17 protein-coding genes and 2 tRNA genes are annotated in these 22,967 nt (G+C 59.5%); 7 read left to right on the forward strand and 12 right to left on the reverse strand.

Features of this window, described 5'->3' with window-relative positions; all coding sequences use genetic code 11:
* Positions 1–34: 34 nt before the first annotated feature.
* The 5 genes from HKW67_RS06645 to HKW67_RS06665 are packed head-to-tail and all read right to left on the reverse strand — an operon-like array spanning position 35 to position 5,877.
* Positions 35–1,075, reverse strand: coding sequence for a MaoC family dehydratase (locus HKW67_RS06645; protein ID WP_171224634.1), 1,041 nt, complete (start codon positions 1,073–1,075; stop codon positions 35–37).
* Complete coding sequence (locus HKW67_RS06650; protein ID WP_171224635.1) at positions 1,072–2,115, reverse strand: HpcH/HpaI aldolase/citrate lyase family protein; 1,044 nt, start codon at positions 2,113–2,115, stop codon at positions 1,072–1,074. The genes HKW67_RS06645 and HKW67_RS06650 overlap by 4 nt, the downstream gene beginning before the upstream one ends.
* 44 nt (positions 2,116–2,159) lie before the next feature.
* Complete coding sequence (locus tag HKW67_RS06655) at positions 2,160–3,392, reverse strand: CoA transferase (RefSeq protein WP_171224636.1); 1,233 nt, start codon at positions 3,390–3,392, stop codon at positions 2,160–2,162.
* 8 nt (positions 3,393–3,400) lie between these two features.
* Positions 3,401–4,630: a CaiB/BaiF CoA transferase family protein gene (locus HKW67_RS06660; RefSeq protein ID WP_171224637.1), complete on the reverse strand. Its 1,230-nt coding sequence runs from the start codon at positions 4,628–4,630 to the stop codon at positions 3,401–3,403.
* Between the two features lie 11 nt (positions 4,631–4,641).
* A complete protein-coding gene (locus HKW67_RS06665; RefSeq protein ID WP_171224638.1) occupies positions 4,642–5,877 on the reverse strand; it encodes a CaiB/BaiF CoA transferase family protein in 1,236 nt (411 codons plus the stop codon).
* A 32-nt stretch (positions 5,878–5,909) separates the two neighbouring features.
* Here HKW67_RS06665 and HKW67_RS06670 point away from each other — a divergent pair, with 32 nt between their 5' ends.
* Positions 5,910–6,758 (forward strand): HTD2 family dehydratase, encoded by an 849-nt coding sequence (locus tag HKW67_RS06670; RefSeq protein WP_171224639.1) that lies wholly within the window; start codon positions 5,910–5,912, stop codon positions 6,756–6,758.
* A gap of 15 nt (positions 6,759–6,773) precedes the next feature.
* On the opposite strand, the gene HKW67_RS06675 is transcribed toward HKW67_RS06670, so the two are convergent.
* From HKW67_RS06675 to HKW67_RS06705, 7 genes are all read right to left on the reverse strand, one after another.
* The gene (locus HKW67_RS06675) at positions 6,774–8,918 is read right to left on the reverse strand and encodes a prolyl oligopeptidase family serine peptidase (protein WP_425486250.1); all 2,145 of its coding nucleotides are present in this window, start codon (positions 8,916–8,918) and stop codon (positions 6,774–6,776) included.
* Between the two features lie 101 nt (positions 8,919–9,019).
* Positions 9,020–10,900: an erythromycin esterase family protein gene (locus HKW67_RS06680; RefSeq protein ID WP_171224640.1), complete on the reverse strand. Its 1,881-nt coding sequence runs from the start codon at positions 10,898–10,900 to the stop codon at positions 9,020–9,022.
* A 414-nt stretch (positions 10,901–11,314) separates the two neighbouring features.
* Positions 11,315–11,401 (reverse strand) — tRNA-Ser (locus HKW67_RS06685).
* Positions 11,402–11,532: 131 nt separating this feature from the next.
* Positions 11,533–11,619: transfer RNA gene (locus HKW67_RS06690), tRNA-Ser, on the reverse strand.
* 543 nt (positions 11,620–12,162) lie between these two features.
* The gene (locus tag HKW67_RS06695) at positions 12,163–12,576 is read right to left on the reverse strand and encodes a hypothetical protein (RefSeq protein ID WP_171224641.1); all 414 of its coding nucleotides are present in this window, start codon (positions 12,574–12,576) and stop codon (positions 12,163–12,165) included.
* A gap of 89 nt (positions 12,577–12,665) precedes the next feature.
* On the reverse strand, positions 12,666–14,174 hold the full coding sequence (locus tag HKW67_RS06700) for a DUF3427 domain-containing protein (protein WP_171224642.1): 1,509 nt from the start codon (positions 14,172–14,174) through the stop codon (positions 12,666–12,668).
* 267 nt (positions 14,175–14,441) lie between these two features.
* A complete protein-coding gene (locus tag HKW67_RS06705; RefSeq protein ID WP_171224643.1) occupies positions 14,442–15,128 on the reverse strand; it encodes a DcrB/PsbP domain-containing protein in 687 nt (228 codons plus the stop codon).
* Between the two features lie 276 nt (positions 15,129–15,404).
* On the opposite strand from HKW67_RS06705, the gene HKW67_RS06710 reads away from it, so the two are divergent.
* The 6 genes from HKW67_RS06710 to HKW67_RS22890 all read left to right on the forward strand — a co-directional run bounded on the left by HKW67_RS06710 (position 15,405) and on the right by HKW67_RS22890 (position 22,646).
* Entirely contained in the window at positions 15,405–16,106 is a 702-nt protein-coding gene (locus tag HKW67_RS06710; RefSeq protein ID WP_171224644.1) for a hypothetical protein, read from the forward strand.
* A gap of 715 nt (positions 16,107–16,821) precedes the next feature.
* Positions 16,822–18,456, forward strand: coding sequence for a tetratricopeptide repeat protein (locus HKW67_RS06715; protein WP_171224645.1), 1,635 nt, complete (start codon positions 16,822–16,824; stop codon positions 18,454–18,456).
* Positions 18,457–18,492: 36 nt separating this feature from the next.
* Positions 18,493–18,843, forward strand: coding sequence for a nucleotide pyrophosphohydrolase (locus tag HKW67_RS06720; RefSeq protein ID WP_171224646.1), 351 nt, complete (start codon positions 18,493–18,495; stop codon positions 18,841–18,843).
* A gap of 5 nt (positions 18,844–18,848) precedes the next feature.
* A complete protein-coding gene (locus tag HKW67_RS06725) occupies positions 18,849–19,847 on the forward strand; it encodes an HNH endonuclease (protein ID WP_171224647.1) in 999 nt (332 codons plus the stop codon).
* Complete coding sequence (locus tag HKW67_RS06730; RefSeq protein ID WP_171224648.1) at positions 19,844–21,718, forward strand: DUF2075 domain-containing protein; 1,875 nt, start codon at positions 19,844–19,846, stop codon at positions 21,716–21,718. The genes HKW67_RS06725 and HKW67_RS06730 overlap by 4 nt, the downstream gene beginning before the upstream one ends.
* 88 nt (positions 21,719–21,806) lie before the next feature.
* Positions 21,807–22,646, forward strand: coding sequence for an HNH endonuclease (locus tag HKW67_RS22890; protein WP_484494492.1), 840 nt, complete (start codon positions 21,807–21,809; stop codon positions 22,644–22,646).
* The last annotated feature ends 321 nt before the right edge of the window (positions 22,647–22,967 follow it).

The raw sequence follows: 22,967 nt of genomic DNA on the forward strand, positions 1-22,967 counted from the left end.
ACCATGTAATCACTATGTAGGTCGGTCGTGCGCGTTAGCGACGCGGCATCAAGATGGTGTAGTCGAAATCCAGCACCACCGACGGATCGTAGGCCTCGGTGGCATCGCGATATGTGAAATCGGACGCGGAGCGGTCTTTGAGTGCCACCGTGCGGATTCTGAGCGCGCCGACGTCGGTACGATCGCGTACGGCGTCGGCGGCGAGGATCTCCGACCACGCGTAGATCGTGTCGCCGGCAAACGTGGGGTTCGTGTGGCGACCGCCGTGGATGGCCGCGATACCGATCGTATTGGCCAGTCCGTTGAACGACAGCGCGCGACTGAGACTGATGACGTGTCCGCCGTACACGATGCGTCGTCCGAACCGTCCTTCCCGCTCCACATGCTGATTGAAGTGCACGCGTGCAGTGTTCTGAAAGAGGCGCGCCGCCAGCATATGATCGGCCTCTTCGATGGTAATGCCGTCCACGTGATCGATGCGCTCGCCCACGTGGTAGTCGTCCCACAGGTAGGCACTTCCGCCGAGCTGCGTATTGTACGCGCCAACAGCGAACGACACAGGCACATGCAGCGACGCCGGCGCTACGAAGGTGGGCAGATCCGGCACCACGGTTTCGGGCGCCGCGCTCGTACCGTCGCGTTTGCGCACCATGACCCATCGTGCGTACTCCACGACGATCTCGTCGCGCTGATTGCGACCCACCGAGTGTACGTACACCACGCCGGTGGTGCCGTCGCGGTTCAGCTTGATGCCGGTCACGCGTGAGATCGTCGACAGGGTATCGCCGGGATACACCGGTACGCCGAACCGTCCGTCGGCGTAGCCCAAATTCGCGATCGCGTTCAGCGAGATATCCGGTACGGTTTTACCGAACACGATGTGAAAGACCAGCATCGAATCGACCGGCGCACACGCAAAGCCCAGCGCTTGCGCGAAGGGCGTCGAGGAATGCACGGCAAAGCGTCCGCCGTAGAGCGCGGTATACATCGCCACGTCACCCTCCGTCACCGTGCGCGGTGTGGCGTGCACCAGCACCTGCCCGACGAAGAAATCTTCGAAGAAGTTACCGATCATAGCCCGTAGGCTTCAGCCAACGCGGGATCACGCTGCGCGACCAGGCGTGCCAGATCCACCACCACTTTGGCCTGCTTCCATGTGGCGTCGTCCTGCATCTTGCCGTCGATCATGGCGACCCCGTTGCCATCGGGCATGGCCTCCAGAATGCGCATGGCAAACCGCACTTCCTTCACGTCCGGACTGAACACGCGGCGCGCGATGTCGATTTGATTCGGAGCCAGCGACCAGGCACCGCTGCATCCCATGATGAAGGCGTTGCGGAATTGTGCCTCGCAGCCCGCTTCGTCTTTGAGATCACCGAACGGTCCGTAAAACGCGCCGATGCCGCTGGCCGCGCAAGCATCGACCATGCGGGCAACGGTGTAATGCCAAAGATCCTGCTGGGCGAACGCACGCGGCGCCTCGTCGGCGCCGGGATCACTCAGTACGCCGTAAAACGGATGACCACCACCGACGCGCGTGGTTTTCATACCGCGCGACGCAGCGAGGTCGGCCGGACCGAGGCTCATGCCGTGCATACGCGGACTGGCCTGCGCGATCTGTTCCACATTCTTCACGCCCTCGGCGGTTTCCAACAGCGCGTGAATCAGAATTGGACGCGTCACATGATAACGCGCTTCGAGCAGCGCCAGATACTGATCGACAAAGTGAATATCCCACGGGCCTTCCACCTTGGGGATCATGACCGCATCCACCGCATTGCCCGCCTCGCGAACGATCTGATCGAGATCGTCGAGAATCCACGGACTATTCAAGCAGTTCACGCGCACCCAGAGGGCGGTGCTGCCAAACGTATTGTTTCTGGCCACCTCGATGAATCCCGCGCGCGCCGCCGCTTTGTCGGCGACCGGGATCGCGTCTTCCAGATTGCCGCACAACACATCCGCCTGCGCGATCATATCGGGCACGCGCGCACGAATCTTTTCGATGTGCGGCGGGAAAAAGTGGATCATGCGTTCGGGACGGACAGGTCGCTCACGGAACGGCGTCGGCGCACCAATGGCGAGTGGCTTGTAGAAGTTGTTTGGTAAGCGCATGTGTGGGGCGGTAGAAGTCGACGACAAGAGTGAATCAGAAACCGCTACTGCGTGTCTCCCGCCACGACGCCTGCGTCATGCAGCGCGCCGACGGCGGACTCAGACAAGCCGAGCACACCGAGCAGGATCTCGTCCGTGTGCTGGCCAAGGCGGGGCGCGGGCCGAACCGGCACGCGATCACAGGCGCTAAACGCCAGCGGCGATCCGGGCGCGAGGTAGCGTCCGACACCGGGTTGGTCGATGTCGCTGAACATCGGATTGGCCACCGAGAGATCGCGATCGAGCGTCATCGCTTCGCGAACGGTGCGATACGGCCCCCACGTGACACGCTTCGCATCGAGCGCGACGGCGACATCGGCGTACGACCGCGCCGCGAACCACGGCGACAGGAGATCGGCGATCGCATCGCGCGCCGCGAAGCGATTCCCTTCGAGTGCGAGGTCCAGCCCCGTCGTCTGCTCGAGCGCCGCCACATCCGCGTCGATCTCCGTGGCGGCGCAGAGCGTGCGCCACTGCATATCCGTGAGACCGACCACCATCACCCGCTTGCCATCACGGGTGGCAAAGTCACGCCCGAACGCGCCGTACAGATCATTCCCATAGCGCGCGCGGTCGACGTCGTTGATCGCCACCTCGGCCAACATGCCGAGATGCCCCAGCATGGCAAGCCCCACATCTTTCAGCGCGAGCGTTACCAACTGACCCGGGCCACCGCGTGCGCGATGGCGTTCGGCCGCCAACAGCGCCACCGCCAGCAGGTGACCGGTAATCGCATCCCACGCTGGCAGCACGTGATTCACCGGTGGGTCGCCGACGGCACTGTCGGTGGCAGCACCGGTAATGGCAGGAAATCCGAGCGCCGGATTCACCGTGTAGTCCACCTCGGAGCCACCATCGCGTCGGCCCACCACGTTCGCCATGATCAGGTCGGGGCGATGGGCTCGCAGCGCGTCGTACGCGAGCCAGCCGCGTGCCGGAAAGTTGGTACTGAACATGCCGGCGTCGGGTCCCGGCAACGCGATGAGTTGCGTGAGGAGCTCCTGGCCGCGCGGCGATTTGATATCGACCGCGATCGAGCGTTTGCCCTTGTTGAGGCCCGCCCAAAAAAGACTCGTGCCATCGCGCGTGACGGGCCAACGCCGATAGTCCAAGCCACCGCCGATCGGATCGAAGCGAATCACATCAGCGCCCAACTGCGCCAGCGTCATGCCGCCCAAGGGCGCTGCGACGAAGGCCGATCCTTCGATTACGCGTAGGCCTGCAAGAATACCAGTCATGACCAAGCTCAAATCACGCGCTGCTGGCGCAGCCGGGCGATCTCTGCCTCGTCGATACCGAGGACTTCGCGCAGCACTTCATCGGTGTGCTGACCGAGTTCCGGCCCCAGACTGCGTACGCGCGCTGGCGTCTCAGAAAGCTGTGGAACGGGCGACGGCACGATGATCGACTCACCGGTTTTCGGCTCCTGCATCGCTACCAGGTTGCGCCGCGCGTGAAACTGACGGTCGCCGAAGATGTCGGCGATGTTGTTCAACGGCCCGGCCGGCGTATCGGTGGCATAGCAGCGCTCCAGCACTTCCTCGCGGGTGAGCGACCCGCACCAATCGCGGACGATCTCGTTCACGTCGTGCCGATGTTCGAGGCGTGTCTTCTGCTCGCCGTACGTGCTCGACGACGCGAGCTCGGCGCGCCCCATCGCCACGGCGAGACGACGGAAGAGCTTATCGGTGGCGCAGGAAATCGCGACCCACTTCCCGTCTTTGGTAGCGAAGTGTCCGTGTGGACAGGCGAAATCATTGTGCGACGAGCCGAGTCGTTCACGCACGATACCGTACATGCCGAAGGCGGGCGCCAGTTCTTCGGTACAGCGAAACACCGACTCATACAGGGCCGCATCGACATACTGTCCCTCGCCGGTGAGATCGCGATGTCGCAGGGCCATCAACACGCCGATGCAGCCGTACAGTCCCGTCATGTAGTCACCCAACGTGGTGGAGCCGGGCGTGACGGGCGTGCCCTTCGGCATGCCGGCCAGATAGGCAATGCCCCCGACCGCGTGCGCGACACGGGCAAAGCCTGGGCGATCCTTGTAGGGCCCCGTTTGTCCATAGCCGGTGACGCGCAGCATGATGAGCCGCGGATTGATCTCATGCAGCACATCCCAACCGAGTCCCCACTTCTCGAGCGTGCCGGTGCGAAAGTTCTCGCACAGTACGTCGGTCTTGGCGATGAGCTGCTTGAACAGCTCCACGCCGTCGGGCTGCCGCAGGTCGAGTGTAACCGAGCGCTTGTTCCGCGACTCGCTCAGCCACGTGTAGGTGTCACCGCGCTGCGATGGGGTCCCGAAGCGGCGCAAGGCATCACCGCCGATGGGATGCTCGATCTTGAGTACGTCGGCGCCGAATTCACCGAGCATCGTCGCACAGAACGGGGCCGCGATGACTGTCGCAATGTCCATCACGCGAATGCCGGCCAACGGCAGCGGGGTCCGATCGGGTTCAGAGGCAATAGGCATCAGTGTCGCCGTCAGATGATTTTTCTGGTGTGCAAGCGCTTCAACTCGGCGTCGGCGAGTCCCAGCAGATCACGCAGGACCTGATCGGTGGCATCACCCAACGTGGGTCCAAGATTGGTAATGCGACCAGGCGTGGCGGACAGCGTGGGCACAACGCCGGGCACGACGACCTCGCCCGTCGCGTCTTCTGTTACGCGCACCAGATTACCGCGGGCGGCGAACTGTTCGTCTTCAAAAATGTCCGCGATGCTGTTCACCTTCCCCACCGGCACCTCTTCCTCCAAGCACCGGCGCAGGACCTCTTCCCGCGGGCGGGCCGCGACCCAATCAATCACCAGCTGATTCACCTGATCGCGGGCGGCGAGTCGCTTCCGCTGATCCCCATAGAGACTGCTTGACGACAGGTGCGGCTGATCCATCGCGACCGCCAGCCGTTCGAACATCTTGTCCGTGGTGCAGGCGATGGCGATCCACTTGTCATCCCGCGTGCGAAAGTGACCATGCGGGCAGGCGACGAAACTGCCCGACCCCTCGCGCTCACGAATCTTGCCGTTCGCGCCGTACACCGCGGCGATTTCCTCCAGCACACGAAAGACCGACTCGTAGATGCCCACGTCGATCACTTGGCCATGGCCGGTGGCCTCACTGTGCCGCAGCGCAATGAGTACGCCGATCGCGCCGAACAAGCTGGCGATGTAATCACCCAGCGGTACGGTTCCGGGGAGTACCGGCGTCTCGCCCGGGAAGCCGGCGAGGTAGTTGAGCCCACCGAACGCCTGCGCGATATGGGCAAACCCCGAGCGCCGTCGGTACGGACCCGTTTGCCCGTATCCGGACACCCGCAGCATCACCAGCTTGGGATTGGCAGCGCGGATATCCTCCCACCGAAGGCCCCATTCCTCGAGCGTTCCCGGCCGGAAGTTTTCGATCAGGACATCGGATTTGGCGAGCAGCTTGAGAAAGAGCTGCACGCCTTCCGGTTGCCGCAGGTCGATCGTGACCGACTTGCGATTTCGCCCTTCACTCAACCACTTGAGCGTGGCGTCGGCCCGCGGCGATGGCGTACCGAAGCGTCGCATCGGATCACCAGCAATGGGGTGTTCAATCTTGAGCACTTCGGCGCCAAATTCGCCCAGGATCGATGCGGCGTACGGACCCGCGAGAAAATTACCGACATCAACGACGCGCACTCCGCGCAACGGCAGTGGCGTGGCGGGTTTGGCTTCAGGCAACTCCGGAGACCCCACGTGACGTGCTCCACATCGAAGACGGGACGGACATGACCACGGACGACCTGGCGAGCTGGCGCGGACGATCGGAAACGGTGCACGACGAATTGGCGTCGGCGCAGCTGCTCGCCGCCGCTGCCACCTTTGACGATGCCATCTTAACGTCCGACCGGCCCGCCACGATACCAGCGCTCTGGCATTGGTTCTACTTTTTGCCGCGCGCGCCGCACGCTCGGCTGTCACCGGATGGCCACCCCGAGCGTGGCGGATTCATGCCGCCCGTGCTCTTACCGAGGCGGATGTTTGCCGGGTCGCGTATGACGTTTCACGCACCGCTTCGCTTGGCCACGCCGGCACGTCGGGACGGCGTGATCCGTGAGGTCACGATGAAAGATGGAAAATCCGGGCCACTGGCGTTCGTGACCGTGGGGTACCGTATTTGGCAAGACGGGGTGCTGTGCCTCGAAGAGGAACAGGACATCGTGTATCGCGAACAGGGCGCGCCGGTGGCGGCACCGGTGCCGATCGCGCTCCCCGTCCCTCCCGCACACGCCATCACGCGCGACGTGACACCCGATCCGCGTCTGCTCTTTCGTTTTTCGGCGCTCACGTTCAACGCCCATCGCATTCACTACGACCGCGAGTACGCCACGCGCGTCGAGCAGTACCCCGGGTTGGTGGTACACGGGCCACTCACCGCGGTACTGCTTGCCAATCTCGTGCGACAGCACACGGCACGTGAGCTGGCGACCTTCTCGTTTCGCGGTGTCGCACCGTTGTTCGATCTCGCGCCGTTCCGCCTGGTGGCAATTCCCGATGGGGATACGGTGACGTGCCAGGCGCTCGGGCCCGACGGCAGGATCGCCCTCGAGGCGACAGCGACGCTCGCGCCGGCCTGAAGGCCCACCATGGCGTCACGGCACAACCTTTCCGCCGCCGCCCATGAGCTGGCGCATGAAATACGTGTACTCGAGCGCTGTCGTGTGCGCCTGTTGCTCAGCGTTGGCGCCCGACCCGTGGCCACCTTCGATCACTTCGTAGAACAGATACGGCATCCCGAGGTCCGCCATCTTCGCGGCAAACTTGCGAGCGTGCTGCGGTCCGACGCGATCGTCCTTGGTGGTGGTCCAGATGAGCGGCGTGGGATATGTCACGCCGGGACGGAGGTTGTGGAACGGCGAGATCGATGCGAGGAACGCGCGCTCGTCCGGCTTTGACACGGAACCGTACTCGCCTACCCATGACGAACCTGCCTGGATCTGCTCGAAGCGCAGCATATCGAGCAGCGGCACCTGAATGTCCACTGCGTTGAACAGCTCGGGATGCTGCGTCATCTCGACACCCATCAGCAGACCGCCATTGGAGCCGCCCATGATGCCCAATCGTCGCGGCGACGTGATCTTACGAGCAATGAGGTCCCGCGCCACGGCCGCGAAATCGTCGTAGATCACCTGTCGCTTGGTCTTGAGTCCGGCATCGTGCCAAGCCGGACCGAATTCGCCGCCGCCACGGATGTTGGCCACCACGAACGCACCGCCACGTTCGACCCACAGCTTGCCGGAGTTCGCGTTGTAGCTCGGTGTGAGCGAGACCTCGAATCCGCCGTACGCGTACAGGATGGTGGGGTTCGCGCCATCGAGCGGCATCGCCTTTGGATGCACGACGTAGTACGGCACCTTGGTACCGTCATTCGACGTGGCTTCGAACTGCTCCACCACCGCCTTGGATGCATCGAAGCGCGGCGCCAGCGACTTGATCGGTCGCGCCGTGGCCGTCGCTGCGTCGGCAAGCAAAATGCTGCTCGGCGTGAGATATCCGGTGACACTCACAAACGCCTGGGCGCTGCTCCGGTCGACCGCGATGACACCAGTGGATACGTTGGCCGGAAGTGCCATTGGGCGGTGCGCCCATACGCCGCTGGCCGTACGCGTGAATACCTGCACCGTGCCCTGCACATTGCGATCGACACCGACGAGCAGCGCGGCACGCGTGCCGGCGGCACCGGAGACCGACTCGCGCGGACCGGGCGCGTACACGCTCACCGGGGCGAGCGCCGTCGGCGTCTGCTGTGCCTTGGCCACGTCGAACGCCGCCAGCGCGCCACTGGGTATGGTGACGGTGCCTTCGTTCCACGGCTCGGCCAGCAGGACGATCACCTGCCCCTGAAAGAGCTCCACCGGCCGGGCCTTCGCCGGCATCGCCAGTCGTGCGACGTCGTTCGTGCGCACGAGGTAGTGCTCGAACTCGAAGGTGCTGAGCGGGCGGAGGATGAAGCTCGCACGATGGCCCTGCCCGTCCATCAGCGTGTACGGCGTCACGCCGTAGCCTCCATCATTTGCACTACCGCGGAAGAGCTCCGTTGCCTGAGCCAGCGACTGACCGCGCAGCACGCGCTTGACGATGAACGCGTAGCCGGATGTTGTCAGATCGCCGGGCTGCCATTCGCGCGCCACGAGCAGCGTGTCACGACCGGCCCACGCCACGCGCTGCTTTCCTTTGGACAGCTGGAAGCCGTCACGCACGAACGTCTTCGTCACCAGGTCGAACTCGCGCACCGTGCTGGCGTCCTCACCGCCATCGGAGAGATTCACCAGGCATCGTTGCTCGCCCGGTGAGTCGCAGTCCGCTCCCTGCCACACCCAGTTCGCCTTCTCCGACGCAGCGAGCGCATCGAGGTCGAGCACGGTGGTCCACATCGGAGTTGCTGTGCGATAGCTGGCCATCGTGGTGGACCGCCAGATACCGCGCACATGCGTGGCGTCCTGCCAGAAGTTGTAGAGGCGGCCGCCAATCATGCTCACGTACGGGAGACGATCCTTGGCCTGCGCCATGGCCAGCGCCGCTTGGTAGGTGCCCTCGTAGCGCGGATCCTTTTCCAGAATCGCCGACGTCTTGGCGTTCTCGGCACGCACCCACGCCATGGCGCTGTCGCCGAGCATGGCCTCCAACCACCGAAACTTGTCGGTAGTGTCGCGGGGGGCGGTCTGCGCGGGCAGCGCTGACGCCGAGGCGACGGTGACGAGCGCAACGCGGGCAAGAGACCGCAGGGTCAGGCGCATGGCGAAGAGCATGATGAGGCCGATGAGAGGGTCATTCACTTGGCTCGAGAAATCTGCGGCTTGGCTCGTCACGCGTCGAGAGCTGTCACGGCCCCGGCTCTTCATCGATACCGCGGCGTGTGCACTGTGTCGATGAACAACACGCCATCGTATTCGTCGCGGGGCACGAACTGCTCGGGTTGCGTACCCCAGGACAATCCCGTGATGCGATTCCACATCCACTCGGTGCCGCGCTCGCGACGCGCCCGTGAGAAATCGACGTACGCGTAGCGCCACGACGCCTGATGCAAGATCGACTCGAAGCTGCCGGTGCGCGAGCGGGCGATTTGATACGGCCGACGATCGTTCGCCGCGGCGGTCCCCCGGTACATGAACAATCCAATCGTATACAGCTCGCGCCGATGGCGCTCGGCGACCCACGTCCCCATGGTGCGCGCTGTCGCCATCGAGGAGTCGGCGGCCGTCGCGCGTGTGTTCTCGCGGTGCTGGATATGGAAGTTGTGCGCCCAGACGATGATCTTCTTGCCCGGATACAGCTCGTCACGCAGAAAGTCGAGATTGTTGGCCATGCCGAGGTCCCGGATCTCGGTGCCTTCCCGGTTGGGTCCAGCCGCGAGTTGGCGAACGAAGTACGTCATCGAGGTCGCCGCCTGCCGGCCGACCATCGCCGCGTTCGGGTCATCGCGGTGGGCGGCCTCGATCGCGCGCCGATGCGTGGTGATGAACGCGGCGAGCGAATCGTAGAAGGCGACCAATCGATCTTTGTTCGCGGCCGCATACTCCGGGCGCCGATTGGCAAGGAATACGGAGTCCGTCGTATACACGTGCCTGGCGTAGGCCGTGTCGATGGTCGATACCAGCGAACGCAGGACCCCGGGGCGCGCATTCGCCGTGAGCGAACTGGTCTGCTCGTCAAAGCCAGCCAGGATGAGCGGACGAGTCGTTCGCTGCGTCTCCTTGATGTACTCGAACAGCGGCACCACTTCGTCAGCGTGCCAGACGCCGAAGATGCAGGCGCGCATGAGCTCGAGCGCCGACAGTGACTGCACATTCTTCCGCGCGCGATCACACTCGAATGTCGAGCTCTCAAACGCCATCACGTCGAAGTCCATCTCTTCGTGGAGGTATTTGATGAGACGCACCTTGGCCAGACTGAACTCGGCGACACCGTGGCCACTTTCACCCAGTTGCACAATGCGCTTGCCGTTGAGCAGCGGCTTGAAGAACTGCAAGTCCGAGAAGTCGGTAGCACCCAGTGACCGGATAGGGCGAGCATTCTTCCGCATCCAGCCCGCGTACGCCGAGTCTTCGGAGATCACGACGCTGTCGCGCGGCACCGCCAACTCGGCGTCGGTCAGCAGCCGCGACATGTCTTCGGCTGTGCGGGGTGGAGGTGTGTACGACAACACCGTACGCGGCATGGGCTCGCCGAACACTTCGACGGTGATCGAGTCGAACCACGCGGTGCCGTCACCCGGATGGAGCAGCCCAAGGTAGATCGCCCCCGCGCCGGAGTCGACGGGCAGCTCGATGACGTGACGCGTCCACGGTGTCGTGCCACGGGGCCCGCGAGACGCCATGTTGTCGAAGGCCAGCGGCGCGGCGCCGTTCGGCGCGTCCACTCGCATCCAGAATCCGGCAAATCCTGTAGTAATGCCTTCGGTGCGGATGTAGCCGCTGAGTCGCAGCCGTCGTCCGGCGGCGACGGCCACAGGAAAGGGCTGATTGGCCACAGCAAACTTACGCGAGTCCTCGGTATATCCCGCAGGTCCGATCCATCGCGTGCGCAAGCTGAATCGCCCCTCCATTGGTGAGACGGAGTCGGCAACGAGTTCGAACCCGTCGCCGCCCAGTCCCCATCCACTCGGCCTGCCGCCGATGCCTTGGGTCTCGAAGCCGAGGTTCACGAGTTGCTGTGCGCTGGCGGCGGAACTACCGACTACCGAGAGGACGGCCGCGAGGACACATCGGAGAGAAAGCACTTGGATCATCTCCACACTAGAAATTGAATACTGCGGCGTGCCCCGAAATCGCTGGAGGAAGCGTACCGTGAGAATGCGGACCTAGTTCCGTGCGCGCTTAACGCCAATGTATAGAACGGGCCCAGCTAGGCTCCTTACGCGCCGCCCTGTCGACAGCAACGACCGTCATGTGGTGGGCGCGGCCACGACGCCTAGATGAGCTCGATATTTCATTCTTGATGAAATCAGCGTGACGGATAACGCTGAATGTGCTTGCGAGCGAAGTCCATGTACCTGACGGTTCGCAACAGATCCTCGCCGCATCTCGTGATCTTGGAGCGCCGCACACGCGTCCGCAACTCTCGTCGCCGCGAGCACTCGAGCCCGCCAAACGCAAAACACCCCGCGCCGTTCGGTACGGGGTGTTCGCACTTACGGATGGAGTGAGATTCGAACTCACGGTACGCTTTCACGCACACACGCTTTCCAGGCGTGCGCCTTAAACCACTCGGCCATCCATCCTGAATACTGATCCCTCACCTGCACCTGCCACTGCTTCCTGATAGACGAACGCGCCGGCGCGGGGTTCCACGACGGCGCGTCCACTCCCAGTTCCTGCTAATCGCTTGTCGCACACACAGCACCTGCTGCAGCGGACAGGGTGAGATTCGAACTCACGATACCGTTGCCGGTACGCCGGTTTTCGAGACCGGTGCCTTCAACCACTCAGCCACCTGTCCAACTCGCTCAAAAACGTTTAAACAGTTGCAAAACAACGATTTAATCGCAAATCGAGACGATCTTCTTCCCCCTAGACGTGCTTCTTGGGCCGATATAATGGCTCAAAAAATTGATAAAATGGGGACAGAGTGGGGACAAATATTACCAGTCCGTTTAACCACTCAGAACTCGTAGACTAAGTGGCTAGCGGGAGCGTGTCAACTCGCAGCGAAAGGCCGTAAGAATGACACCTGACTGTGCCCTAGCTTCTGGTGTTCGCGCTGGATGACGCAGCGATGACGACCCTGCCGAAGATTCCCACCCATGCCGAATAGACGACCAATACCCGCCCTACTCGATTTAAACGACGGGGAAATAATCGTCTGTAACTCCGCTATCGAGGCCGAATTTCTGGCGCTGGTCTGGATGGCGTATCACGGGAATTCAGCAGCCTTCGCAACCCTGAGACAACGCGGAACGCCACCGATACCGACTTTCCCGAACAACTGAGCTACCTCTTTTCGGCGTCGTCGGTTCCGCTGAAATGAGCTAGATACGGTCGCCTATTGTGGCGGCAAATGCGCTTCCCAGAATTCGACCAGCTGATCGGCTAAGTGAGAAACCGTCTCCAGCTTTCCCGATGAGAGGCGAACGTGAAGACCATCAAACGCGAAGGCGTCAGCGCTAAACATCGACGAGAACGCGTTTGCGCTAAATGCCCCATCCCGATCCTCGATGTCCGACACACTGGTATGACGCTTGTTCGTCAATACGAAATGCTTCGCACCATTTGCCACGTGATCCGCTATTTGTAGAATGGAATTTTCATCTCGCAACGATCTTCGAATCGAAGCTTCTGAGGGGTCAGGATACATCCAGTCAAGAATATGCCACGCGGTCACGAAGAAATCATATGCTGCATACGTGTCGTGAGCGTCCAGCCGAATCCGATTGCGATCATGTACCAGCTTGGCCAACAAATCTCGCGGTTCTACAAGCGGTCCAAAACCTTTCATATAAGCTCTTTATCAAAGTTGACCGCCAGAGGCCGAGCGTGCTGCTTCCGCTAAGTCAGCAGCTTACGTAGCTCTTCGATTGCATATGGCTCGCGACGCGAATGGATCATCGCGTGGCAGTTAGCGCAGACAGGCCGAAGGTCGCGAACGGGATCGAGAATGTATTCGACGCCAGTTTCGGCGAAACGTTTGGCAAGCTCAGCCATGGTGACTAGGTGGTGCACGTGGATGTACCCGTGCCCCATTGCACCGTACGCAATCCCGAAGTCGAAGCCGCAGACCAAACAGGCGGCACCATAGTGGGCGATGCACTCTTTCCGAGCCGCTCGGCTTCTCTCGTATTTATTGACCGTGACCTGCCGACCGGCCCCGACCGGATACTGGCCAACAGAGTCATCCAGTTCCTCGGGAAGTTTGCTGTCATCGGCGGCGGACGGATCCAGCACGTCCCACACGATTTGGATGGGTACCGAGTCCGTCACGGCGACTGGGACACCGACTCCGGCATACGTGAAGGGACCCCGATCTAAGGAGCGCCAGAAGATATGCGTGGTCACTTCACGGCTTAGCATCGGCGCAATCTTGGCGTCGGTCCGTTTTGAGTTGGTCGTCCCGAACCAGCGGAATCGATCAGACCGGAGCCACTCATTCTGGTAGTCGTGCCCCGTGCGGCCCGCTGCATTGACCGCAGCGAAGATGAACATTTCGTCCCCTTCGCGGTGGTAGCCGGTCAGCCAGTCGCCGGAAGGTTTCGCTTCTATACCAAGGGCACGTGTAATGTCACTGCGGGTATAGGAACGATTTGGATGAAAGGAATGACGCTCCCTTGCGGCCCATAGAGTTTCAAGCGCAAGGTATGCTTCCCCGTTGATACTGGTTCCCGACGACGGGATTGCCCAATTGATCTGGGAGAGTGCCCCTTCTGAGTTACGAGGATCGAGCGGCTCCGATTCGTCCGCAAGCACCGTATCAAAAAGCACCTCGACATAGTTCGCCGTCCCCCCCTTCGCGGCTAGCTCATCGTCCCAATGGGGTGCTTCGAAGGGAGAAGAGATCGTCCAGCCACTCGCGACGAATCCGCGTGGTTCGGCACCTTGCTTTAGAAGAAATGCGCGAGTGCCAATTGGAAGCGTACGGGTATTGCCGGAACTCCACCGCATGCGCACCGACTCGCCGCCATTAAACCTACGAACGACCTCGCTTCGGTCGGGCCATTCCCACCGATCAGGATTCCAAGTTAGGATGACCGCCCGTGTCTCGCCGGATGGGGAAACCTCCGACAGTCTGGTCCGGATGACAGTGAATCCGAGCGTATTCAGCGTCTTTTTGACGGTCTGCTCTCCCCCGCTGAAATCACTAGCAGCGAGCGGTACGCCAGATACGCTCGATACTCCGTGTGCCGCTCCAACGATTGCCTTCGAGTCGTAGAATCGACCGTTGTAGAACAGGAAGAATTCTCGCGCTCGACCGAAGCCATACTTCGCAAGAAAGGCTTCACGGCCAAGGCTGTCAAACTCGGCAATCGCTCTGAGTACTGCTTCACGGTCATCGACCAGCATTCAGTTCTCCAATGACTAAATGTTTGGTGTGAGATGGGTGTCGCGAACGTATCATCTGCCGCGAGCTTCATTCTTGTTCTACTGCCAAGCAAAAGATTTCCTTCGCTCCACAGAAGCCAAAGCCCGACTGAGACTACACGCGAAGCCTCAACCGCAGTTCGCCCAATTCTCGGAACATCTACGTCTAGGTTGGCTTAACCTCACCCCGCGTCTCGCTCGTCTACCGCATCTGCTGAGTAAGCGCATCTCTAGTTGCGTCTCACTTCGCTACAGCGCACTGTTACGCGCTTTCGTGACCTCTTTCGAACACGCGTCGAAATTTTCGAACTCATAGCCGACGCGCAGCCAAGCCGTAGAGCGATCAAGCGCATGCGCTTGAAGCGCAATCGTCTTAACATGACCTATGTTCATGCTGTCAGCTTTCTTCTCCCAGAGCGTAACGAACAAACGCTCCTTTTTTAGCAGGGCCATCATAAAGTCTTGGGGATCGTTCCAAATGCTTCCGGTTTGGAGAACGTTGTGTTCCTCACTTGGCTTCCCGTATTTCTCGCTGACGCCATCTTCAAGCGACTTGAATGATCCCATAAGGACCGTGCCGTGTGCATCTGATTCAATATTGCGACCGACCGCAATGATCTTGCACAGTCCAGCTGACCCAAACATGAGGGTATAGGACACAAACGCATCGTGAGTGCGAGGAACCTTCTCAACCGTGAAGAATCCCTGCTCGATCATGCTCCAACCAGATGTCGCCGCTTTCGCCGCCTGCTCGGACATGCCCATGCTGAGACCGAAAGGGCCATCTCGCACTGGCACTTCCGTCGCTGCCTGTTTCACGGGTTGGGCAGAGTTCTCGTCATTTTTAGTGGATGTATCCCCGTTACTACACCCACTCAGCTGGCCCACGATCAATCCCAGAACTGCGGTGCTAATCAGCTTTCGTCGCATGTTCACGTGACTCCTCCCTCTGATCCAATCTCGGGTCTTGGAACGATCCCGCAAGCCTTGGAAATTGGCCGGAGATTTGAGGTTCGTCAGCATTGATTGAGATATTTTCGTGGAACAGAAACTTCGATCAGGGTCGGTCTAATCTACGGACCACGCGCAGACCGCGGGAGGCCTTCCGGAGGGCGGTGCCAATCTGTATATGCATGCGGAGTTTCTGTGCCCCCATAGGGCTGCATTTACTCAGCGACTGACAGCTAAATCACAAGAGGCTGCAAAGACATTATGAGCTACGACATAGGTGCGATTGGAAAGGTGGAAGTTGTGGTTGATGGCCGCTGGACTTTGGAGGATCTGGCAACGTTCTCGAGCCATCTTAGCGAAACGTACGGGTTCGTTCTCTCGCTGAGTCTCGACAGCGAAGTGAAGCAATTCGGAGCGGCATATTCACGGTATCCGTTTGCGGGCGGGTGGAGCTACTACGATTTCTTCCGCGATCTGAATTTAATCATTGGTCCTGAGCGTCAGATTTCTGTTCGCAAGATTCAGTACGCCTCTCTCGGCGTCATTGAACTTACTGGGGCCACGGAACCGCTGAGGCAGGCATTAACGATAGCATTTCAGCTGGGTGTTACCGGCGTTGCCGTTCAGCGCCTGAGCGCCATCGTGCGCTCGATAAGCGGCACTATTAGACAGGTCCGCATAGACTGGGCGGCAGGAACAGACGCGGCCACGAACGCCGAGCGCAATAAAGTACAGCTACTACGCGATGCTTCCGCAACTCTAGGAGCAGAACTTGGCTTCTCGGAGGAACAAAGGCAGACTCTCTCACGACTCACTAACGATAGTCCGCTCTTGGCGGTGAAGCTGCTTCTTGCGGTGGCTCGACGTGCACTGAAGGCTCAGCGGATGCATTCTACAGGAAAGGTGGTGAAGGTAGATGTTGTAGATCGGACGACGCCTGTTGAAACGGAGCCGCCAGTCTAAGGAACGCTCTTGTCAATTGTTCACTTGATCGGGCTTGGGACTACCCATTCGACATCGAAATCTCTCGACAATCAGAAGAACAGCTCTTGGCAGCCGTCAGGCGCTTCTTCAATGCGTCGATCTCGACCTCCAAAGCTTCAAACGCAAAGAGAGATCATGGAAATCACGAATTGCCGTCCTTAGAAACGATTGCACTAGCCCGCCCGCCTGACGCGGCTTTTCATATCTTTACTTCACGACAAATCCTCGAGCTAGACAGGGTAGCTCCAACGCTCCAGCGCTCTGCAGCCTCCTGAAGCATCCCCAAAGGCATTAATGGCGTGCAGGGCGATAGGGATGAGAAGGGCGTCCGTGACCAGTTGTACCATAAAGACGCTACCCGATGACGCACCAATGACGCGAGATCGTACGCTGTAGCCATGATCAACGAACCGAGAATCATCGCCTCGCTGGACCTCGCTGATGGATTGCCGCCAATCGTCTGCAACAGTGTGCCAGAGGCCCAATTCCTCTCCGACGTATGGAGAGCCTATCATGGGGATGAAAAGGCGCTCAGACGCCTGATAGACCAGCCTAGGCCCCGTCACTCGTCCCAAGCCGCTTCGACCGGTAGATGGGTCATCGGCCAGAGCGATAGGCATGCTGGAACGCTATAATTCCCTTGAAAGGCAATCTGCTGACAGTAGCTGGCTCTCCGACGCTCCCTCGATACTTCGTGACCTCACATTCGACAGTTGTCGTCCGTGTTGGCGACCTCCAGCCGACTTTTCAGGCGGAAGTGCTACGGGCTTATGCCGACGGACACTGGAATGCGTCCGTCCTTCAGAAGGCTGTGAGCCACGAGTTCAACTTCATGGGTCCGTGGGTAGAGGTGGCGGTCGTCGATAGTGCTACGGGTGTACCGGAAGACTCGCACCTCACGCTTCGATTCTCTCCGCCGACTGGCCGTGACTTAGCCGACGCTGAAAGGCGATTCGCCAAGGCAACACGACGGGCTGAGCGTGGGGATACTGCGGGCGCGGCCGACGATCTCAAGTCACTGACAACGACGTGGCCGGAGACGGCAAAGTATTGGCGGGCACTGGGACAGGCGCATCTCGTTCTTGAGGAGTGGGACGCATCGGAAGACGCCTTGCTCAAGAGCCTCGCCATCGACCCGCTCGACCCCGATTCGATGACCTTGCTCGGCAACCTATATGCTCGCCGAGGAAAGGCTGATCGCGCCATCGCTCTCTATCGACGATCCCTAGAACTGGATCGGAATGTGTACGCCATGGCAAACGTTGGCGCGATGCTGTCGAAGGCAGGTCAGCCTGACGAGGCGCTTCGCGTATTTCGGGAGGCTGTGAAGCTTGATCCCAACTACGCGAACGCTTGGTATGGACTTGGCCTGACCCTCGCGAATCGTCGGGATGTCAACGTGCTGCCGGAAGCCATTGGCTCGTTGGATCAGGCACTCAGGGTGCTAAAAGAGCGGTCATCAGCGCCAGAGGTATGGGATGCTAGTCAGGGTCTACTCACCCAATTATCCAGCATAGCTGCTCACGACTGCGGCAATCGGGCTGACTCCATGCTCTCCGCCGTGACAGACGAAGTCTCGGAGATCGGTGGACTCAGCGTCACGATTGAAGAAGCAACGCTACGTGGCATTCTCGCCAAGATTGAACTTGGTTGGGTGCACGGGCGTGGGTATCACCGTGTGGTCGTAAGTCACGGAGCTGGCGTTGAGCGGGTTCATCAGATTCGACATGAACTCGAACATGCCCGACTCGCTGCGCTTGCCCGTCGTGCAGGAGTGAACAAGTGGTTCGCCAGTTCGATTGAGTCCTATGCGCTCGCGAACCGCGCAATTGCGAGCGACCTTGCACGGCTCGGGAAGCTAGGAATGTCGTCGCTGGATCAAGTGGAGATGGGACGCCGTTGGATCGACGGCATTAACGGTCAGTTGTACAACTTCCCCGTTGACCTGCTCATCGAATCAACGTTGATCAGAGAGCATCCGGAGTTCCGTGAGTTGTGGTTCTTCGCTGTAGAACGTCAGCTTCGCGTTGCACTGAAGATTGCTGAGGATCGTACCATTGCGAATTCAACCTCCCGCTTGATCTACAGGGCGAGCAACACGATGAATGGCGTGTTCGCCCTATGGCTTGAAGACCAGTATCCACGCCGAACAGACATCGCGTCGAGATTCAAGCGGATCGACACGTTCGCAACCGCGAAGAGACTGTACGAGTCTTGGCGTGAGGGCGCAGCGAGTTGGGCGGCTGGTGCCGAGCTTGGTTGGGTTGACGAATGGGCGGCGGTGCTGGGACTGAAGGGCTGGTACGTATGGACAGACGGGAATAACTAGGAGCGCACAGTGTCAGAGGATTCGATAACGCAACTGATGTCCGAGATTCTGGCGTTTCGTGATGCGCGAGACTGGAAACAATTTCATACACCCAAGAATCTCGCGGCGGCGCTCTCCATAGAAGTGGGTGAGCTGCAAGAAACGCTTCTATGGAAAACCGACGAGCAGATAACTGAGTCGCTTCGTCAGACGGAGAAGTTCAATCGCATTCGAGATGAAGTCGCGGATGTCTTGATCTATGCCTTGCTGTTTGCTGAAGCCACGGGTGTCGATCCAGTCACCGCGATCCGTTCAAAGCTCCAAGGAAATGCGGAGAAGTACCCCGTTGAGACATCGAAGGGGTCAGCATTGAAGTACTCGGAGCTGCCATCAACGCCAAAGTCCTAGCTCCTATGATTCAAACTATTGTATTGCCCGGACGTGAGAATTTCCCCAAGAGCGTCGATCCCGCGATTCCGCTAAGTCGGCTACAGCAAGCCGTTGACTCCAACATCTTCCGCGAGATACAGTCACGGTTTGGCTCTCGTCCCATTTCGACGTGGGGATTTACGCCGACGCTGGCCAACAAAACTCCGAAGAACTGGAACGCGCTAGAGGTCGGAGATCGCGCCCTCTTCACCGGCAACAACGAAGCGTTTGCAGTAGCTCGCATTTTCGACAAGGTGCATCACCCCGAGTACGCACGACAAATGTGGGGACCGACAGAGGACGGGCGAATCTGGGAGTACATGATTCTCCTCGAAGACGTGCAACGATTGACGCCGCCGATCCCATATGTCGATTTGAACCCGCCGCTTGGCTACAGCAGCACCTTTGTGTACCCCGGTGCTCTGCTGCTCTCGCCGGAACGATCGTTGGTGTTAAGTGCCCTGTTAGAGGAGCGTGGCATCAAACCAACACCACAGACACCCAGTCCTCCCGCTCCAGCCCCCCTCCCATCACGGAAGGAGCTTGAAGGCCTCGCGAGTCTCGACAAGCCCTCGCTCGTTCAGCGGAGGGCCGAACAACAGTCGCTCCGACGCTTCTTACTAGAAGGCAACTCCACCGCCTTGTGCGCTCTCTGCGGCGAGAGCTTTAGTCAAGACCTGTTAATCGCCGCGCACATCAAACGGCGCAGTGACTGCTCGCATCAAGAAAGACTCGACTTCGACCACAATACGATGCTGCTCTGTCTCTTCGGTTGTGATGCCTTATTCGAGCGGCAGTACGTGATCGTCAACGCGGAGGGTACGGTGCATTTAGGACGCCGCGCCGAGACTGATGCCGTTCAACGAAGACAGGCTGAACTCACCGCCCGTCAAGTGCGAGGCTGGAAGCAACCGGCGCAGCCATATTTTGCAGCGCACGCCGAGCGCCTCCGACAGCCTGTCACTGACGAGAGTGAAGCGTGATCGTCTATTCCGCCGACAAGCGTCAATTCCTGTCCGATATCGACGAACGTGAAATCGATGAGGTGATTCATCTCCGCTACAAAACGATCACGGGGCGCGGAGTTGGAACGAGCGAGCTTCGGTCATGGCGTGAGTCTCTGACGCGAATGGCCAGCGTTCTGAGGGACGACAGTATTCCACCCAATGTGGGGATCGCAATTGAATTTCACATTCCGCAGAGTTCGAAGCGTATCGACGTAACCCTGACGGGACTCGACGATGAGAACGGGAAGAACGCGGTAATCGTCGAACTAAAGCAGTGGGAATCAGCCACGCGAACAGACCGCGACGCCATCGTAACTACGTTCGTGGGTGGCGGAAATCGCGAACTGGTCCATCCCTCGTATCAAGCGTGGTCGTATTCAACTTTGCTTGAAGGATTCAACACAGCGGTTCACGAGGGAGGCATCGTGCTTAGACCGTGTGCCTATCTTCACAATTACGTTCGCGATGGGCAGATAGACCACTCGTTCTACAATGGCTACATCAGCAAGGCCCCCCTATTCCTGAAGGGTGAGGAGGAGAAGGCAAAGCTGCGCAGCTTTATCAGCACACACGTCAAGCGCGGCGATAGCTCCGGAATTCTCGAGGAGATTGAAGGCGCAAAGATCCGTCCATCGAAGGCGCTCGCCGATAGTCTAGCAGTCTTGATGAAGGGCAATCCCGAGTTTGTCCTCATCGACGATCAGAAGACCGTATTCGAAGGTGTCGTGGCAGCTGCAAAATCCGCATCATCCGCCACGCCTCGGGTCGTTATCGTAGAGGGAGGTCCCGGTACTGGCAAATCTGTGCTGGCCATCAACCTGCTTTCAGCGCTGACATCGGATGGACTCGTCTGCAAATATGTCTCACGGAATGCCGCGCCCCGTGCCGTATTTCAGTCCAAGCTCACTGGTAGTCTCACCAAAACGAAGTATGAGAGCCTGTTCGGCAGCTCTGGATCGTTCGTCGAATCAACCCCGAATGCCTTTGACCTGTTGATCGTCGATGAGGCGCATCGATTGAGTGAGAAGTCTGGCCTCTTAAACAACAAAGGCGAAAACCAGACCAAGGAACTCATCGCGGCAGGCAAGTGCACGGTCTTTTTTATCGATGAGGATCAACGGGTTACTCTGCGCGATGCTGGCTCAAAGGCTGCGATTCGCACGTTCGCCGAATCCCGTGGTGCCGTAGTCGAAGAGTACGGATTGGCATCGCAGTTCCGGTGCAGCGGTTCGGATGGGTATCTCGCGTGGTTGGATCATGTGCTTGATATCCGCACCACGGCCAATACAACGCTCGATAGTGCCCAATACGACTTTCACGTTTTCGACTCCCCGTCAGAGCTTCACGACCTCATTGAGGCGATGAACACGGGCAATAAATCGCGGATGGTCGCCGGATATTGCTGGCCGTGGCTGGGTAAGAAGGATCCTGCCGTTCAGGATATCACTATCGGCAGCAACTACAAACGCCGATGGAACTTGGTCAAGGATGGCAGCCTCTGGATAGTCTCCCCTGACTCGGTAAACGAAGTTGGATGTGTACACACCTGCCAAGGGCTAGAACTCGATTACGTGGGCGTTATCATTGGCCCCGACCTGATCATTCGAGATGGCCGCGTGCTGACCGTTCCATCCGCACGCGCATTTCAGGACAAGTCGCTCCACGGACTGAAAAAACTGGCCAAGACCGATTCGGCGAAGGCAGCGCAAGTCGCCGACCAGATCATCAAGAATACTTACCGCACACTGATGACTCGGGGAATGAAGGGCTGCTACATCTACTGTACGGATCCCGAAACGTCAGATTACTTCCGCAGTTGCCTTCGGCGAGAGTCGCCGGTTTCGTAGCTTATAGTTGTCGCAAGTATGATGATCGAGCATTCTCGGGAGTGCCCATATAATCGGCTATCTGGTGACCTCAACACTTTCGACGAAAATGGAACTCTTTGTCGGCAAAGAATACAGACGTCGTGAAGTCCACGATGCGTTTGGTGGGCAGCGGCAGGGCGGGATAAGCACACCTGCCAACAGCACCGAGATTCTGATCTTTACGGGCGCGAGCGGAGAACAGTACGGATATCAGGACGGCCCGCAGCCCGACGGTCTCTATTGGTACACCGGCGAAGGACAAATCGGCGATATGGAGTTTATTCGAGGGAATGCAAGACTTCGTGATGCTATCGCAAATCGGGATCGCATCCTCGTGTTTGAGCAGACTCGAAAGTCTTATGTGCGATTTAAGGGCGGCACAGAGTGCCTCGGGTTTCATGAGAAACATGGCCCAGACCTCGAGGGAAATGGCCGACGCATCATCGTATTCCACCTTGGCCTCGGGTTAGACTCGCCGGCGTCAATAGCTCCCGACGTTGTTCCCGACCTGAGACAAGATCGCGTGAGTCGCGCTGCTGCGCCTGTCTCACTCGAGGAACTAAGACGCCGTGCGCTACAAGAAGCGCCGGCCAGCGCGACACCTGCTCAACGCATTCAGAACGTCTACACACGCAGCGCCTCGGTAAAGGCGTATGTACTCAAGCGGGCAGATGGCACGTGTGAGAGCTGCCTAATTCCTGCGCCATTTACAAGGATAGATGGAACGCCGTACTTGGAGCCGCACCACATCCGACGGCTCGCCGATGGAGGACCGGACCATCCAAGCTCAGTCGCGGCGATCTGTCCCACGTGTCATCGGCGAGTTCATCATGGGGCAGACGGCAACGAGGTCAATAGGCGCCTCGCCGAACGCGTCGCGACTTTAGAGAAAAGGGCCGTCGATTAGTTCGGTCTGGCGTTCGCATGCGCCGGCGCGTTGGCTATCAAAGATACTCGCCGGCGCGCCGCCCTCGATTGTAGAACCAGAAATCTGCCATACGATGAAGATCTTCCTTCCCCATCCACGTTTTTTCATGCAAATGGATTACCCACGCGAGCCAACTCACGGCCGATTGTGAGGGTGGAATGGAATACGCTTGCGAGTGGGATGCCGGAGCGCAATTCGAGCAGTACGCCGTGAATCCAATATTCACAGGCCTGCTTAGCATCCACTGTAACTTTTGAAGCGTACGTTCGTTTACCTCGCTCGTCGTCGCGGCGTACGGAT

Source organism: Gemmatimonas groenlandica (assembly GCF_013004105.1).
Classification (GTDB): domain Bacteria; phylum Gemmatimonadota; class Gemmatimonadetes; order Gemmatimonadales; family Gemmatimonadaceae; genus Gemmatimonas; species Gemmatimonas groenlandica.